Below are 16,358 nucleotides of genomic sequence, written 5' to 3'. Positions count from 1 at the left end.
GCCGGCAGGATCACCCGACACCGAGTACGGCCCCGAGGACGCCCGATGAGTCGCCTGGACGAATTGAAGAACGACCCCGCCTTCCGCCAAGCCGTCCTCGCGGTGCGCGGCGCGGCCAGCACCCTGAGCGGGCGGGCGATGACCCTGGAAGAGGCCGAGCTGCTGGTGAGCTTCGCGCTCGCCACCTACGCCAATGCCGGGGGCCTCGCCGAACCGAGCCTGAGCCGGCTCGCGCGCTTCGCCGGCAAGGTCGAGCCCCACGAGAGCTTCGAGAGCATGATGAAGCACTGACGCCGGCAGGGGGGCGAGCCCCCCCTTACCTCTCGCGCGGGTCAGCCGAACGCGCCGACCTCGTGCTGGATGATCCCCGAGATCTCCCGCACCCGCTCGAACATCCGCCGGATCGGGCCGAACAGCGTGTTGTGCTCGGTCTCGTAGGTGCCGACGTCGCGCGGGCCCGGCGGCTCGCCGAAGTTGAGGCCCAGCGTCGGGTCGGGGGTGACGGGGTAGATCTCGTCGAGCAGCTTCAGGCATCCGTCGATGTCGAGGCGCAGGAACCGCTCCAGCAGCGCCTCCCGGGTCAGCCCGGCCTGCGGCCGGAAGCTCGGAATGTGGGCGGCCAGGAACCAGATCCGGTGGATCAGCGCGAGGCGGATCGCGTGGAGCAGGGCGAGCCGGGTCGACATCGCGGGGAGATCCGGCGCCGCCGCCTGGAGGAAGAGCCCGTCGCGGGTGAGCCGCCCGAACAGGCGGCGCAGGTCGGGCGAGAGGTTCAGCCGCTCCAGTGCGGCGGCGATGGTGACGAGTTCGTCGCGCCGGGCGTCGCGCCGGGTGCGCCGGGCGCGCTCCAGCCACACGGCCGGGTCGAGCGTGTCGATGTAGGCGCGCATCACGTCGAGATCGCCGACGCTGGCGGCGTGCTGCACGAGGCGGAAGGCGCGCGAGAAGCGTACCGAGTTCGTCCGCATATGCCGGAACAGCTCCGGCGCCCGGTGCGCGGCGCGGCCGACGCCGTGCAGCGAGTTCGCGAGATAGCCGAGCTGCTGCAGGATCGCGTTGTTGGGGATCGCCCGCATCTGGCGTGGATGGGTGATCGTGGCCGGCCCGCCGCCATCCGACTGGCGCGCCACGGGGCGCGAGCCGGTGCGGTCGATCAGGCTGGGGCCGAAGGTGCCGAGCAGCGCCGCGTAGCCGCGATCATCGACCAGGATCTCCATGTCCTGGCGCACGACCCGGAAGAACTCGGCGGCGAAATCGGCCTCCTCGTAGATCGGGTCGGCGCCGGACGTGGCGGCCTTGCCCTCGTTGAGTGCGTAATCGGCGAAGGCGTCGTCCTCGGTCAGCGCGTCGGCGAAGATGTGCTCGGCGATGCGTGCCACCGAGGCGCCCGCGAGTTCGGGCGAGCCGAACATCAGGTAGCCGTCCGAGCCCTGGAAGCTCGATTCGAGCCGCTCCCGGATGCCCGCACGCGCGTTGCGCTGGCGCGAATCCTCCGGCGCGAGATAGGCGAGGCGGTCGCGCAGGCTCGTTGGGTGGGCGCCGCGGCCGATCGATTCGCCGTGGGTGTCGAAGATCACGAGTTCGATGTCGGAGAGTCCGTTCTGCGTCATCAATTCGGTGATGCGCAGGCGCAGGCGCTCGATCCAGAAGGTCGCCGCCAACTGGCCGACATAGCGCCCGGAATCCGAGTAGCCGAACTGGACCGAGAGCCGGCCGAGCCGCTTGAGGTGGGCCCGCCAATGCGGGTTGCGCAGGGCATCGTCGAGGACACGGATGCCCTGTTCCAGCGCACTCGCGGTCTCGAACAGCGGGGTGATCTCGAGCTTGTCCGAGATGCCGTAATGGCGCGCGAGCCAGAGTGCGGCGAGCAGCGTGTAGCCGGTCTCGGTCTCGGCGATGAGGAAGCGCACCGGGTGGGTGCCGTCGACATGCTTGAGGATCTGGGTGATCGTCATCATCAGCCGTGCGGCCGAGGCCCGCTCGGCGGCGAGCGCCCCGAAATCGACGGGCACGGGGCGCACGTCGTTGAGCAGCGTGTTGATCGCCGAGAGGTGCGAGCGGCGCTGCGCCGCGTCGGTCGGCTCGCCCTCCAGATCGATGACCCGGCGCACCGCGTTGTGAATCTGGCTGGCGTTGAGCCGGAAATGCGGCAGGGCGTTCGACAGGCCGTGGGCGGCGATGCCTGAGCGCAGCACGGCGATGGCGCGGCGGTCCGCGTCCGACTCGGCGGCGCCGATCGCGGCGGCGAGCCCGGCCAGGATCGGCCCGGCATCGGTCTGCGCGCGCTCGCGCTCGATGATGAGGGCTAGGGCGAAGCGGTGGACCGCCTCCAGTGAGGGCTTGGTGCCGAGCAGCGGTGCGCCCGCGAGCTGGCGCTCGACGGCATCCCGCGCGCCCGCGGTCAGTTCGCGCACCACGCGGGTGGCCGGCACGTCCGGCAGGTCGCGCATCAGCCGGTCGAACTGCATGCGCTTCGAGATCAGCCGGTAGCGCATCGTGTCCCACCAGCCGATATCGGTGCGGCCGTCGGTGTCGCAGCCGACCCAGCTCGCGATGGCCAGCGGCTTGGGCACCAGTTCGGTCCAGCGGTCCGGCCAGCGGGCGCGGGCGGCGTCGAGGATCGCACCGTTGAAGGCGTCGATCGCTGCACGACCGTGGTTGGCGGCGACGCAGGCCTGCTCGAATTCGTCATCAAGGCTGATCTGCGGATCGGGCCGGGTCGAGCGGGCGGCGGCCTCGCCGATGATCGGCGCGCGCCGGTCCGCGTCGGCGAGCGAGGCGGCCCGCGCGATCAACTCGGCCACGGCCCGCGGCATGCCGAAGGTGGGATGCGCCGTGAACACGGCCGCAAAAGCGGTGCGGCCGACGCGCCCGCGAAACGCGTCGAAATCGCCCGAGCCCCGTGCCACCGCCGCCACGAGCCGGTTCGCGACCTCCACCGCGGGCGCTTCCCCCGTGGCGGCGTCGGCGTCGAGGCCGACATAGGCGCGCAGCCGCTCGGCCCGGTCTGTCAGCGCCCGCCGCCGCAGGGTGGCGAGCAGGGCGTCGAGATCCGATTCCCCGATCTCGTCCCGGTCGAGCCGGCGGGTGATGGCGAGGGTGACGGCGAGAACGGGGTTGCGGAACGGATCCTCGCTCGCCTGCTCGCGGGTGCGGGCGACGAGGTCGAGCAGCTCGGCCTCCAAGTCACGATCGGAGACGTCGCGATCCGCGGGCCGTGCGGGGGCGGCTGATGCCGTCGGGGGCCCGGATGTCGGCGTCGCGGGAAGCGGCGGGCCGGAATGGGGGTCTTCGAGGGGCATCGAGCGTTCCTGGGCGTGAGCGGCCGGTGACCGTCGGATGGCGGCGACCACGCGGTTCTCACCCTTCGGCGCGCGACGCAAGGACCGTTCCGGCAAGGGAGGTAGAAGGGCGTGGAGGGGGGATGGAAGGGATGTGCCGCCGTCATCGCGTGGCCTCAATCGTAAACCGTCGCCTCCGATCCCGGACCTCACTCGGCACGGCCGAAGCCGGCCGCGCGTGCAACGGCGCGCGATCCGGTCTAGGGTCGGCCCGATCATGGAAACTCTGGTGATCCTTGCCGCGGCGGCGGCGACCCTGCTCGCCTGCGTCTTCGTGGTAACGCTCTCCAAGGGGCCGCGCCGGCCGCCCCTGCGCCTTCCCCTCGAGGAGGAATGGGCCGACGATGCCGACGCCGTCGCGAAGGCGCTGACCCCGTCCCAGCCGAGTCCGATCGACCGCGGGGCGCAGGTGCTCGATGCGCGCGTTCTCGAAGGCCCGATCCGCGATGGCGACATCATTGACGGCCCCATCATCGACGGTGAAACGGTCGATAGGCCCGCGGCCGGAGAGCCCCGAAAGTTTCAAGCGGAAGAACTCGATAGCCGGATGCTCGATCACCTTCTCGACCAGCAGAACCAAGTGGTGAAGCAGACGCTCGCGCCGGACCCGCACCCGCCCTCCGAGGCGAAGGACCGGGCGGCCCGATGAGGCGGGTCGGCCTGCTCGCCGCTCTCGCAGCGGCCTGGATGATGCTCGTCCCCGGCCTGGTTTCCAGGGGCGTGGCACAGGACGAGGCAGCCCCGGCGCCTGCCGAGGCGGTGCCGGAGGCGCCCAAGCGCAAGATACGGCCCAAGCCCCGCCCTAAGCCGCAGGCCAAACCCGCGCCGCAGGACAAGCCCGCGCCGGTCGAGACCGAGCCCGCGAAATCGGCGGACACGCCGCCCGCCGAACCGGCCGCGAACCCGATTTCCTCCGCCGTCCCCTCGTCCACGGGGATGAACTTTGCCGCGCCGCCGGTCGCCTGCGATCCGGGCCAAGCAGTCCGCTATCAGGGCGAGAAGAACCTCGATCTGTGGGTGACCCGCAGCGGCCGCATCACCATCGACAACCCCCTGCGCCCGCTGACGCCCGACGTGACCCGCGTGCTGCAGGTTGTGGTCGCCGGCAAGGTCGCCACCGCCTACGGGCCGGATCTGCTGTCCCTGCGCCGGGGCGCGTCGCCGGCCACGCTGGAGGGGACCATCGGGGGGCGGATCCAGTGGGACGCCTCCCTCGTGGCCCTTCCCGACAGCCTGCCGATCAACGCGGAGACGGGCGAGCCCCTGGCCGAGCTGCGCTTTCGCGAATGCGGCACCGCGCCCTCGGGCAAGCTCCTGCCGCCGCCGAAGGCCCGCCGCATGGCGCCGACCCCCGAAGCGGTCGCAGCGGAGGCGGAGAAGGCGGAAAAGGCTGCCAAGGCCGCCGCGCGGTCGGCCGCGAATGCCGCGACTGCAGGCCGGGCGGCGCAGCCCCCGACCGGTGGCGCCCCGCAAAATCTCACGCCGCCACGGGTGCCGGGTTCGGCCTTGCCGCAGGGGGCGATTCCCTGAGCGGACCCGTGATCCTCGTGGTGGGCGGGGCTGGCGCCTTCGGGGCGCGGCTCGTCGCCGGGCTTGCCGCGACCACCGATCTCCGCGTGATCGTCGCCGGCCGCGATGTCGCCAAGGCGGAGGCCGTGGCCCGCAGCGTGCCGGATGGGCGCGGGCGGGCGGCTCGGCTCGACGCGACGGAGGTGGATGCGGCGCAGTTGCGGGCGCTCGGCGCGACGGTCGCGGTGGATGCCGCCGGCCCGTTCCAGGGCGGGGCGCCCCTGCTCGCCCGCGCGGCGATCGAGGCCGGCCTGCCCTATCTCGATCTCGCCGACGGTCGCGACTTCGTGGCGGCCTTTCCTGCCCTCGATGCGGCGGCGCGGGCCAACGGCGTCGTCGCGCTGACCGGCGCCAGCTCGACCCCTGCCCTTTCGAATGCGGCGCTCGACGCGCTCACCGCGGGCTGGCGCACGGTCGAGACGGTGCGGGTCGCCATCGTGCCGGGCAACCGGGCGCCGCGCGGCCTCTCGGTGATGCGGGCGATCCTCTCCTATGCCGGGCAGCCTGTGCGGGTGCTGCGGGCCGGCACGTGGCAGAACCGGCCCGGCTGGGGCCTGCTGGACCGGATCGCGGTGCCGGGTCTTGGCCGGCGCTTCGCCAGCCTGTGCGAGACGCCCGACCTCGATATCCTCCCCGCCCGTTTCCCCGTCCTGCGCACGGCCCTGTTCCGCGCCGGGCTCGAACTGCCCCTGCTGCATCTGGGCCTGAGCCTCGCGAGTCTGCCGGTGCGCTGGCGTTTGCTGCCCTCGCTCGTACCCTTCGCCCGCCCCTTCCTGGCGATCGCCGGCTGGCTCGACCGCTTCGGCAGCGACCGCGGCGGCATGAGCGTCGAGGCTCTGGGAATCGACGCGGCCGGGCGGCCGGTCCGCGCCGTGTGGAGCCTCGTCGCCGAGGCCGGCGACGGACCGTACGTTCCGACCCTGCCCGCACTCGCGGCGATCCGCCGGCTCACCGATCCGTCCGCGGCGCCGATACCGCCCGGCGCCCGCCCCTGCGTCGGCGTGCTGCCGCTGGAAGCGATCGAGGCCGAGATGGCTCGCCTCGCCATCCGCACCTGCCGCGACCTCGATCACCCCGTGCCGCTGTTCGAGCAGGTGCTCGGGGACGGCTTCGCGCGGATGCCCGAACCGTTGCGCGCCGTGCACGGCGCGGTGGGCGACGGCGTCTTTCGCGGCCGGGCCACGGTGGCGCGCGGGCGCGGCCCCCTGATCGCGCTTGTCGCTGGGCTGTTCCGGTTGCCGCCCGCCCTGGAGGACGGGCCGATCCGCGTGACGATGGAGCCCGACATCGACGCTCGCTCGGAACGCTGGACGCGGCACTTCCCGAGCCGCCGCTTTTCCAGCCGGATGCGGCGCGCCGGCCCCGACGGGAGCGGGCGGGTGCGCGAGCATTTCGGCCCGTTCGCGATGGATCTCGCGGTAAGTGCCCATGCCGACGGGCTCGACATGGCGGTAACGGGCTGGCGGCTCGGCCCGCTGCCCCTGCCGCGGTTCTTGCGGCCGACGACGCAGGCGAGCGAGCGTGTCGATGCGCAGGGCCGCTTCCGCTTCGACGTGGCCCTGTTCCTGCCGTTCCTGGGGCTGCTGGTGCATTATCGCGGCTGGCTGGTCCGCTGCGACGAGAGGGAAGAAGAAGCGCCATGAGCGATACGCTGACGGCCGCGCAGGTGATCGACGCCCTCGGGTTGGAGCCCCACCCGGAAGGCGGACATTACCGCGAGACGTTTCGCGACCCCCGCACGGTCGAGGGCCGCTCGGTCGGCACCGCAATCTACTATCTGCTCGGCCTCGGCGAGACTTCGGCCTGGCACCGGGTGGATGCGGGCGAGATCTGGCACTGGCATGCCGGCGCGCCGATGGTGATCACGATGAGCCCCAACGGCCACGACGCCTCCGCCCACCATCTCGGGCCCGACCTCCTGCGCGGCCAGCGCCCGCAGATCGTGGTGCCCGCGGGCCACTGGCAGACGGCGACGAGTCTGGGCGCCTGGACGCTCGTCGGCTGCACGGTCTCGCCGGGTTTCGAGTTCTCCGGCTTCGAGATGGCGCCCGAGGATTGGCGCCCGACGCCGCGGCGCTGACGGACAGTCATCGGGGCGCCGATCGGACGGCATCATGCCGCAGAGCGGCGGCGCGGGACACGATCGGGGATCGGAAGTTTCGTGAAGCCCTGATCCCCCAGCGGAGCCGAACGATGCCGTTTCTCATCGCCGCCGCGGCCGCCATCGCCGGCATTCTCAACACGGTGCAGGCGGGCGCCAACGCCTCTCTGAACAAGGCGCTCGATCAGCCGATCCTCGCGGCCCTCGTAGTCACCGCGGCCAATGTCGCGGTCTATCTAGCAGCCGCGCCCTTCATCGGGATCGGCTGGCCGGGGAGCCAGCGGCTCGCGGGCGTGCCGTGGTGGGCATGGCTCGGCGGGGCGATGGGCGCGACCTACGTGCTCGCCACGATCTTCATCGCCGAGCGGCTGGGTGCTGCCGTCTTCACCGGCATCACCGTGACCGCCGCCATCGTCACCTCGGTTCTGCTCGACCATTTCGGCTGGGTCGGGTTCGCCCAGCACACCGCCGACCCCTGGCGCATCCTCGGCTGCGGGCTGATGATCGGCGGCCTCGTCCTCGTCTGCCTGCGCTGACGCGGCGGCCCTTCGCTGCTGGAGAGCAGTTTGCCGGACCGCGTCACGCCAAGATCGGTCAGAAGCCGCTCGTCGAGACCGGACAAGTCCTCCGCGACCGCCTTACCTCGCCCGTCGCGCGAGGCCGCCGGCCGGTATCGGTGCCATGCGGCCATGAGGCGGGCGATCCCCCACCGCACGATCCATCCAAACCGCTCGATCATCTCTGCCTCCCCTTCTGTGGCGGACAGCATGGGGCGTGTCATGCGATGAATCGAACGAATTGATTTTATGGAAACGGTGAGGGATGCTCACCGTAGGGCGGGAGACGCAGCAGGATTATCATCGCCGTGAGTGCGCTCAATCCGTCGAACCTCGATCTCGATCTCGTCCGCACCTTCGTGACGATCTGCGAGGCCGGCACCTTCGCTCGTGCGGCTGAGCGGGTCGGGCGCACACCCTCGGCGATCAGCCTCCAGATCAAGCGTCTGGAGGAGCGCTTGGGCCGGGCGCTGTTCCTGCGCCAGCCGCGCGCCGTCGTGCCGACGGCGGATGGCGAGGCGCTGTTCGGCCTCGGTCGCCGCCTGCTCGCCTTGAACGACGAGGTCGTGGCCTTCTTCGACGCGCCGCCGATGGAGGGGCGAGTGCGCTTCGGCGCACCCAACGATTCCGGCCTGTTCGCCCTGCCGGCGATGCTGCGCCGCTTCGCCGCCACCCATCCCCAGGTCGAGGTTGATGTGCGGCTCGATGCGAGCCGCCTTCTGGTGGAGGCCCTCGCCGAGGGCGAACTCGACCTCGTGCTCTATGCCGGCCATCTCCCGTCCAACCGCGCGGCGCAGGTAGTTCACTCCGAAGATCTGGTCTGGATCGGCCTGCGCGGTGGCCTCGCCGAGGCGCGCCGACCCCTGCCGCTCGCGCTCTGCCAGAGTGGTTGCACGTGGCGGGCGGCGGCGCTCGATGCGCTCGATGGGGCGGGCATTCCCTACCGGGTCGCCTATACGAGCGAGCATTGCCAGGGCCAGATCGCGGCGGTGGAGGCGGATCTTGCGGTGGCGCCGCTCCCCTTGAGCGTCGCGCGGCCGCCCTTCCAGCGGATTGCGGCCCTGCCCCCACTCGGCAGCTACGACGTGTTGGTGCGTCCGCGTGACGGGGCCGGCCCGGCGGCGCGAGCGCTCGCGGGCCATGTGGCGGACAGCTTTCGCGACCTCCCCGGCCTCGGCAGCCGCCTCTTCGCCTGAACGGGTCAGAGCGTCACAAGAATTTTCCCAAACACCTTTCGCGATTCCAGGCGCTCCAGCCCTTGCGCGAAGTCGGCGAGCGGCAACACCGTGTCGATGACCGGGGTGAGGCCGGCGGCCATCTTGTCGAGGCTCTGGCTCATGTTGGCGATGCGGCAGCCGAACGAGCCGGTGATGCGGTATTGCTGCTGGAACAACTGCATCAGGTTCATCTGCACCGAGACGCCCGAGGTCGAGCCGCAGGTGACGAGCCGTCCGCCGCGCTTCAGGCAGAGCAGCGAGCCGTTCCAGGTCTCGGCGCCGACATGCTCGAACACCACGTCCACGCCCTTGCGCTTGGTCAGCCGCCGCACCTCGCCCTCGAAGCGTTCCTCGCGGTAATTGACGACGTAATCGGCGCCGAGCGCCTTCGCCTTCTCGCCCTTCGTGTCGTCGCCCACCGTCGTGTAGACGGTGCAGCCGATCGCCTTGGCCATCTTGATCGCCGCCGTGCCGATGCCCGAGCCGCCGGCATGGACGAGGATCGACTCGCCCGGCTCCAGCCGCGCGTTGTCGAACAGCATGTGCTGCACCGTGCCGAAGGCGATGCCGGCGCAGGCCGCCTGGACGTGATCGACGCCCCCCGGCACCCGCACCACGAGGCGCGCGGGCAGGTTGACCCGCTCGCGGGCGAAGCCGTCGAGATGGAAGCCCATCACGCCCGAGACGTCCTCGCACAGGTTGTCGCGCCCCTCCCGGCAGGCGCGGCACCGGCCGCAGGTCAGCGCGCCGTAGGGCACCACCGCATCGCCGACGGAGAGGCCCTCGACGCCCTCGCCGATTGCGGCGACCTCGCCCGCCGCCTCCGCGCCGACGGTGAGCGGCAGCTTGCGCTTGGCGAAGGCCATGCCGCGAAAGCCCCACACATCGATGAAGTTGAGGCCGACCGCCCGGACCCGGATCTGCACTTCGCCCGGTCCCGGCGCGGGCGGCGGCTCGACCTCGGTGAGGCGCAGGTCGCGATCGCCGAAAAGCTGGAGGGCTTGCATCAGAACTGATCTCGTCTGCCGTCGGGAGGGGCCGGTCCCGACCGGGACCCTGGGGGGAAGCCGGCCTTTTGAGGCCGCGGCCTTCCCGTATCGCGAAACGGCAGCGGCGTGGAGGCCCCTGCGGCGCTCCGCGCCGATACGCGCGCAGTGGCCCGAACGGGCGCCGGTGGGACGGCTCCCGCCTCGCACTGATCAGAATATTGTATAATTTGGACTCCGGCAGGCCATAGCAATCTGTGCTGAGTGACTTTTGCGAAGAGGCATGTTTCTTCGCCAAGAGATGCGACGACAGATGATCGACTGGCCCCGTGGCGGAGGAATGGCGGAGCGTATTCGCGCATTCGAGTGGGCGCGGACGCCGCTCGGGCTGATCGAAGGCTGGCCTCAGAGCTTGAAGACAGTCGTCGAGATGATGCTCGGCGCCTCTCATATCGGCGGCATTGCCTGGGGGCCGAATCTTAATTTACTTTATAATGATCATTATCATGAGATCCTCCGGGCGATCGATCCGCCGCCACTCGGACGGCCTTTCCTCGATTGCTGGCCCGCGCCGGAAGGGCAGCAGATCGCCGAACGGCTTCTACAAGGGCAGGCGCGCCACACGACCGACCGTTACTGGGATGTTGTGTCCCGCCCGGAGCGGCCCTTCGGCTGGTTCACCGCGAGCTGGACACCGTTGCGGGACGAGGCCGGCCGTGTCGCCGGCTTCTACCTGGCGGCCTTCGAGACCACCGATCGGATGCTGGCCGAGCGGGCCCTGCGCGAGAGCGAGGACCACCTTCGCCACACGGTCGAGTTCAATCCCCAGATTTCATGGACCGCTTCGGCCGACGGGGCCGTCGACTTCGCGCCGGCGCGCTTCCGCGACTGGACCGGCGTCAGCGGCCTCGGCGAGACGTGGATGGCGGTGCAGCACCCGGAGGATGCCGACCGCATCGCACAGCACTGGATGCATTGCGTCCGCACGGGCGAGCCCTCCGACATCCAGCACCGCGTGCGCATGCGCGACGCGCAGTTTCGCTGGCTGCGCTCGCGGGCCTATCCGCGCCGCGACGCCACGGGGCGCGTCGTCCGCTGGTACGGAACGAGCGAGGACATCCACGAGTACAAGCTCGCCGAACTGGCCCTGCGCGAGCGCGAGGAGCAGCAGGCTTTCCTGCTCCGGCTGAGCGACGCACTGCGTCCGTTGGCCGACCCGGCCGCGATCCAAGGCGAGGCCTGCCGATTGCTGGGCGAGCACCTGAAGGTGGACTACGCCTACTACGTCGAACTCTACGAGGCCCAGGGCGTCGCGATCATCCGCCAGGATTACGTGAGCGGCGACCGGCTCTCGCTCGTCGGCACCTATCCGATGTCCCTCATCGAGTGGGGCATCCCCCTGTACAAGCAGGGCCGGCCGATCGCCTTCGCCGACGTGACCACGTCGCCGCTGGTTCCCGAACCTTACCGTTCCGCGGTGGCGCGGGGCCTTGTGTGTGCCTGGATCGGCATCCCGCTGCTCAAGCACGGCGAACTGGTCGGCGTCCTCTCGGTGTCCATGGTGGCGCCGCGTGAGTGGACCGAGGCCGAGATCGCGCTGGCCCGTGAGACCGGCGAGCGCATCTGGGCGGCGATCGAGCGGGCCCGCGCGGAACGGACGGCGCGCGAGGCCGACATGCGGCTGCGGACCATGGCCGACGCCGCGCCGGTGCTGATCTGGGACGTGGACGCGAGCGGCACGCTCTTCTTCAACAACCACTACCTCGACTTCTTCGGCGTCGCGTCCTCCGGGTGCAGGGACTGGGAGCAGTTCCTGCACCCGGAGGACGCCGCCGGCTACATCGCCGCTTTCGAGGACGCCTACACGCGGCGGCGCCCCTTTACGCGCGAAGCCCGGGTCCGCCGCTCCGACGGCCAGTACCGGTGGCTCAGCAATTCCGGCCAGCCGCTCGGGGAGGACCGCTTCGTCGGCGTTGCGATCGACGTGACCGAGCGCCGACAGGCGGAGGAGCGTGTCCGGCGCAACAACGCCGTCCTCCAGGCGATCAACCTCGTCTTCAGCGAGACGCTCGGCGCCTCCTCGGAGGAGGAACTGGCACGCATCTCCCTCGACGTCGCCGAGGAGCTGACCGGCAGCGCCATCGGCTTCATAGGCGAGATCGATGAGACCACCGGCCGTCTCGACGGCCTGTTCTTCAGCGACCGCAGCCGGGCCCGCTCTGTCGCCCACGCCCCCGGGGGGGGAAGCACCCTTCCGCCGGGCAAGCTGGCGCTGGGGCTCGAGGCGCACGGCATTTACGGGCAGGTGCTGCGGGATGGCCGGGGCCTCATCGTCAACGAACCCGCCTCCTACCCCGATCGCGTCGGCACGCCGGCGGACCACTTGCCGCTGACGGCCTTCCTCGGCGTGCCGCTGAAGCAAGGTGACAGGACGCGGGGGATGATCGGGCTCGGCAACCGCGAGGGCGGTTACCGGACGGAGGAACTGGACGCGGTCGAGGCGCTGGCCCCCGCGATCTGGCACGCCCTGCGCAGCAAACGCGCCGAACTGCGCCTGCGCGAGAGCGAGGAGCGCTTTCGGCAATTCGCCGAGGCCTCTTCCGACGTCCTCTGGATCCGCGACGCGGAAACGCTTGAGATGGAGTATGTCAGTCCGGCGCTGAGCACGGTCTACGGCATCGAGCCTTCGGCGCTCGGGAAGGACGTCCGGGTTTGGGCCGGCCAAATGATCCCGGACGATCGTGCACGCGCCTTCGGTATCCTGAGGCGGGCCGCAGCCGGCGAATCCCTCGTGAACGAGTTCCGTATCAAGCGACCCAGCGACGGCGCCTTCCGCTGGATTCGCAGCACGCTGTTTTCCCTACGCGACGAGCAGGGCCGGGTGCGGCGCATCGGTGGCCTGTCCTCCGATATGACCGAGGCCAAGCTGTTGACCGGACATCAGTCCGTGCTGCTCGCCGAATTGCAGCACCGCGTGCGCAACATCATGGCGGTGACCCGCTCGATCGTCGCCCGCACGGGCGAGCGGGCGGAAAGCGTTTCCGACTACGCCTCCCTCGTGGGAGGGCGCCTCCTGACGCTGGCCCGCGTCCAGGCCCTGCTGACCCGCTCTCCCAATGCCGGCGTACCGGCGGCCACCATCGTCCACGACGAGATCGATGCCCAGGCCCTGCGCGCCGACCAGTACGACCTGTCCGGACCCGAGGTCGAACTCTCGCCGAAGGCCGCGGAGATCCTGACGCTCGCCGTCCACGAACTGGCGACCAATGCCCTGAAATACGGTGCCCTGTCGGTGCCCGAAGGCTGTGTGCGGGTGCGCTGGACCGTGTTCGAGAAGCGGGGCGAATCCTGGTTCGGCTTCGACTGGGTCGAAGACGGTGTGCCGGCGCCGGAGACCGGGATCGACCGTCGGACAGATCGCCGCACGACCGTTCGCCGTGGTTTTGGCCGCGAACTGATCGAGGGTCGCCTGCCTTACGAACTCGGTGGGTGCGGTCGTCTGGAGATCGGTCCGGAGGGGGCGCGGTGCCGCCTCGAGTTTCCGCTCCGCGACGGCGCCAGCATTCTGGAAACCGATGCGCCGCAACGTGCGACCGTGTTCGGAGGAGCGCTCGACATGACCGGCGAATCAGACTTGAGCGGCTATCGCATCCTCGTGGTGGAGGACGACTACTACCTCGCCACCGATACGGCACGCGCGCTGCAGGGGGCGGGGGCGGAGGTGATCGGACCCTGCCCGAGCGAGGAGGCGGCGCGCGAGGCACTGGATGAACGCGCGCCAGCGGCGGCGCTGGTGGACATCAATCTCGGCTCGGGGCCGTCCTTCACCCTGGCGGCTCTGCTTCGGGAGCGCGGCGTGCCGTTCGTGTTCATCACCGGCTACGACGAGGGGGTGATCCCGCCGGACTTTGCGGATGTGGAGCGTCTCCAGAAGCCGGTCGAGTTGAGGCGCGTCGTCAATTTCCTCGCCGAGACGCTGCAGGCGCCGCCGTGAGACCGCCCCAGCCCCATAGCTTGGGGAAGACGCGCCTGTGTCCCTCGTTCGGGATATTGGCGCGGGCTCAATCCGGCGTCAGGTAGCGCCGCCGGGCCCAGCCGAGGGTGCGGTCGAACTTCACCCGGCACCATGTGAGCCCACTCGGCGTCTCGTTGGTGCAGCCGAAGCCGAGCACCCGGCGCCCGACCGGGATCTGTCCAAGAGCCGGCGCGCCCGCATCCGGCGTCTCGCGGATCGTCAGGCTATCGTCCCGCGGCAGGCCCTCGACCCGGAAGGTCTCGGCGCCCCACGCGGATCCGCCGCCTGCGAGCAGCAGGGCGACGGCGAGCGCGGGCAGGAAGCGGGGCATCGCGGGCCGGCTCAGGTACGGTGGATGCCCATCATCGCGGTCAAGCCGCCATCGACGGGCAGCACCGCGCCGGTGATGTAGGCCCCGCCCTCCCCGATCAGGAAGGCGGCCGTCGCCGCGACCTCTTCCGGCTTGGCGAAACGCCCGAGCGGGATCTGGCGCTCGATCCCCTCGCGGTGGCTGGCATAGGCGGCCAGCATTTCGGTGTCGATGAAGCCGGGAGCGATGACGTTGACGGTGACGCCGCGCTTGGCCGATTCGATCGCCAGCGTGCGGCAATAGGCGATCAGGGCACCCTTGGTCGCTGCGTAGGCCGCGTTACCGGCATTGGCCTGGAGGGCCGCCACTGAACCGATGGCGACGATGCGGCCGGCGCGCGCCCGGATCATCCCGCGCACCAGCGCCTTGGCGATCCGGGTCATCGACCAGAAGTTCACCTGCATCGCCGCCTCGGCCCGCTCGCGGTCGAGCATGGCTGCGAGCGCGTCCGCCGATTGGCCGGCATTGTGGACATAGCCGTAGAAGCCCTCGCCCTCGGCCCAATCGCAGAACGCCTCCACCGCGTCGCGGTCGGACAGGTCGAGGGCGCGGGCGGTGACGCTGCCTTCGCCATGCACCGGCACGAGTTCGTCGGCGAGCGCCTGCGCCCGCTCCGGCGAGGAACGGTAGGTGAAGGTCACGGCGTGGCCGGCTGCCGCCAGGGCGCGGACGGTGGCTGCACCGAGCCCGGAGGCGCCGCCGACGACGAGAACGGACTTGCCGGTCGTGCTCATGTCCGCACTCATGCCGGCTCGTCTCCCAGGACGAGGCAGGTGTTCTGCCCGCCGAAGCCGAAGGAATTCGACAGGATCCGCGAGACGCGGGTGTCGCGGGCGGTTCCGACCACGTCGAGGAGCAGCGCGGGATCGGGGACCGCGTAGTTGATGGTCGGCGGAATGCGCCCATTCTGGATCGTCAGCAGCGAGACCACCGCCTCGATGGCGCCGGCCGCGGTCAGGGTGTGGCCGATCATCGACTTGTTGGAAGAGATCGGCAGGCGGCCCACCCGCTCGCCGAACACCGCCGAGCAGCCGAGCGCTTCCATCTTGTCGTTCTCCGGCGTCGAGGTGCCGTGGGCGTTGACGTGGTCGATGGCTTCGGGCGTGACGCCGGCATCGTCGAGGGCCGCGCGCATCGCCGCGATGACCGGCGCCCCATCCGGGCTGGATCGGGTGCGATGGAAGCCATCGCCCTTCTCGCCGCAGCCGAGCACGTAGCCGAGGATCCTTGCGCCGCGCGCTCGTGCCGACGCGGCGCTCTCCAGAACCAGGGCGGCGGCGCCCTCGCCCATGACGAAGCCGTCGCGGTTCTTCGAGAACGGCTTCGAGGCGCCCTCGGGCGGATCGTTCTGCGTCGAGAGTGCCGAGAGCAGCGAGAAGCGGATCAGCGATTCCGGGTTCACCGAGCCGTCGGTGCCGATGCAGAGCGCGGCGTCCATCTCGCCCCGGCGGATCGCCTCGACGCCGAGCTGGATCGCGGTGGCGCCCGATGAGCAGGCGGTCGAAAGCGAGATCGGCGAGCCGCGCGTGCCGAAGCGGTCGGCGAGCCGGTCGGCCACCGTGCCGAAGATGAACAGGTCGTGCCATGCGTCGAAGCGGCGGGACGCGGCGGCCCGCTGAAGCCCCGAATAGGTCACGTTGTCAGGTTCGCCCGCGGCATCCGCCAGAGCCTGCCGCTGCGGCCATTCCATCTCGACCGGCGGCACCGCCACGAACAGCCCGCCCGGAAAGCCTGCGCCGATGCCGGATTGCGTCACCGCCTCCTCGGCCGCCACCATGGCGAAGCGCTCGGACAGCAGGGGGGCCACCAGCGGGTCGGTGTCGAGGAAATCGACGGTGCCAGCAATGCGGGTGCGCAGGCCCTCGGTGGGGAAGCGGCTGATCGCGCGGATGCCGGAGCGTCCGGTGGTCAGCGCATCCCAGTTCTCAGTGGCGCCGCGGCCGAGCGAGGTGACGATGCCGAGGCCCGTGACCGCGACGAGCGGGCGTCCGAGGGCGTCGTGGGTGGATGAGGAGCGCGGTTCTGGCATCGGGGCCTCAGACCATGGTTTCGGCCGGCACGCATCCGGACCGCCGCGGCGCGGTCTCCGAAGCGGCGGACACTCGTTCTCGCGTCGCCATCGTCCCGAAAGCCGGCGGCCACCTTTCGGGACGTTGCTCTAGGCTCTTGTTTGTGCATCGTCTTTTTCCGAAAGCCGGTGGC

13 protein-coding genes are annotated in these 16,358 nt (G+C 70.7%); 8 read left to right on the top strand and 5 right to left on the bottom strand.

Features of this window, described 5'->3' with window-relative positions:
• Positions 1-45: 45 nt before the first annotated feature.
• Complete coding sequence (locus J2W78_RS06120; RefSeq protein WP_060771797.1) at positions 46-291, top strand: hypothetical protein; 246 nt, start codon at positions 46-48, stop codon at positions 289-291.
• A gap of 41 nt (positions 292-332) precedes the next feature.
• On the opposite strand, the gene J2W78_RS06115 is transcribed toward J2W78_RS06120, so the two are convergent.
• Positions 333-3,302, bottom strand: a complete 2,970-nt coding sequence (locus J2W78_RS06115) for a phosphoenolpyruvate carboxylase (protein WP_253368924.1) — start codon at positions 3,300-3,302, stop codon at positions 333-335.
• Between the two features lie 268 nt (positions 3,303-3,570).
• Between J2W78_RS06115 and J2W78_RS06110 the strand changes: the two genes are divergently transcribed.
• The 6 genes from J2W78_RS06110 (at position 3,571) to J2W78_RS06085 (ending at position 8,764) form a co-directional block, all read left to right on the top strand.
• A complete protein-coding gene (locus J2W78_RS06110; protein ID WP_253368922.1) occupies positions 3,571-3,990 on the top strand; it encodes a hypothetical protein in 420 nt (139 codons plus the stop codon).
• Positions 3,987-4,871 (top strand): hypothetical protein, encoded by an 885-nt coding sequence (locus J2W78_RS06105; protein WP_253368920.1) that lies wholly within the window; start codon positions 3,987-3,989, stop codon positions 4,869-4,871. Before J2W78_RS06110 ends, J2W78_RS06105 begins: the two co-directional genes overlap by 4 nt.
• Before the next feature lie 8 nt (positions 4,872-4,879).
• Complete coding sequence (locus J2W78_RS06100) at positions 4,880-6,553, top strand: DUF4166 domain-containing protein (protein ID WP_253368918.1); 1,674 nt, start codon at positions 4,880-4,882, stop codon at positions 6,551-6,553.
• Positions 6,550-6,990 carry a cupin domain-containing protein gene (locus J2W78_RS06095; protein ID WP_253368916.1) on the top strand — a complete coding sequence of 147 codons (441 nt, stop codon included), beginning with the start codon at positions 6,550-6,552 and terminating at the stop codon, positions 6,988-6,990. Before J2W78_RS06100 ends, J2W78_RS06095 begins: the two co-directional genes overlap by 4 nt.
• 113 nt (positions 6,991-7,103) lie before the next feature.
• Positions 7,104-7,547, top strand: coding sequence for a DMT family transporter (locus J2W78_RS06090; RefSeq protein ID WP_253368915.1), 444 nt, complete (start codon positions 7,104-7,106; stop codon positions 7,545-7,547).
• Between the two features lie 329 nt (positions 7,548-7,876).
• Positions 7,877-8,764 (top strand): LysR family transcriptional regulator, encoded by an 888-nt coding sequence (locus J2W78_RS06085; protein ID WP_253368913.1) that lies wholly within the window; start codon positions 7,877-7,879, stop codon positions 8,762-8,764.
• Between the two features lie 5 nt (positions 8,765-8,769).
• Here the strand turns inward: J2W78_RS06085 and J2W78_RS06080 are convergent, their stop codons facing one another.
• Entirely contained in the window at positions 8,770-9,792 is a 1,023-nt protein-coding gene (locus J2W78_RS06080) for a zinc-binding dehydrogenase (protein ID WP_253368911.1), read from the bottom strand.
• A 319-nt stretch (positions 9,793-10,111) separates the two neighbouring features.
• On the opposite strand from J2W78_RS06080, the gene J2W78_RS06075 reads away from it, so the two are divergent.
• Positions 10,112-13,765, top strand: a complete 3,654-nt coding sequence (locus J2W78_RS06075; protein WP_253368909.1) for a PAS domain-containing protein — start codon at positions 10,112-10,114, stop codon at positions 13,763-13,765.
• Between the two features lie 67 nt (positions 13,766-13,832).
• Here the strand turns inward: J2W78_RS06075 and J2W78_RS06070 are convergent, their stop codons facing one another.
• Genes J2W78_RS06070 through J2W78_RS06060 form a run of 3 tightly spaced genes read right to left on the bottom strand, consistent with a single transcriptional unit; the run spans position 13,833 to position 16,185 of the window.
• Complete coding sequence (locus J2W78_RS06070) at positions 13,833-14,117, bottom strand: SH3 domain-containing protein (protein ID WP_253368908.1); 285 nt, start codon at positions 14,115-14,117, stop codon at positions 13,833-13,835.
• Positions 14,118-14,128: 11 nt separating this feature from the next.
• Complete coding sequence (locus tag J2W78_RS06065) at positions 14,129-14,902, bottom strand: SDR family NAD(P)-dependent oxidoreductase (protein WP_253368906.1); 774 nt, start codon at positions 14,900-14,902, stop codon at positions 14,129-14,131.
• Positions 14,899-16,185: a beta-ketoacyl-ACP synthase gene (locus J2W78_RS06060; RefSeq protein WP_253368904.1), complete on the bottom strand. Its 1,287-nt coding sequence runs from the start codon at positions 16,183-16,185 to the stop codon at positions 14,899-14,901. Before J2W78_RS06060 ends, J2W78_RS06065 begins: the two co-directional genes overlap by 4 nt.
• Positions 16,186-16,358: the final 173 nt, after the last annotated feature.

Origin of the sequence: Methylorubrum extorquens, from assembly GCF_024169925.1 — a bacterium.
GTDB classification, from domain to species: Bacteria; Pseudomonadota; Alphaproteobacteria; order Rhizobiales; family Beijerinckiaceae; genus Methylobacterium; species Methylobacterium extorquens_A.
This window is presented reverse-complemented; position numbering and strand designations above follow the sequence as displayed.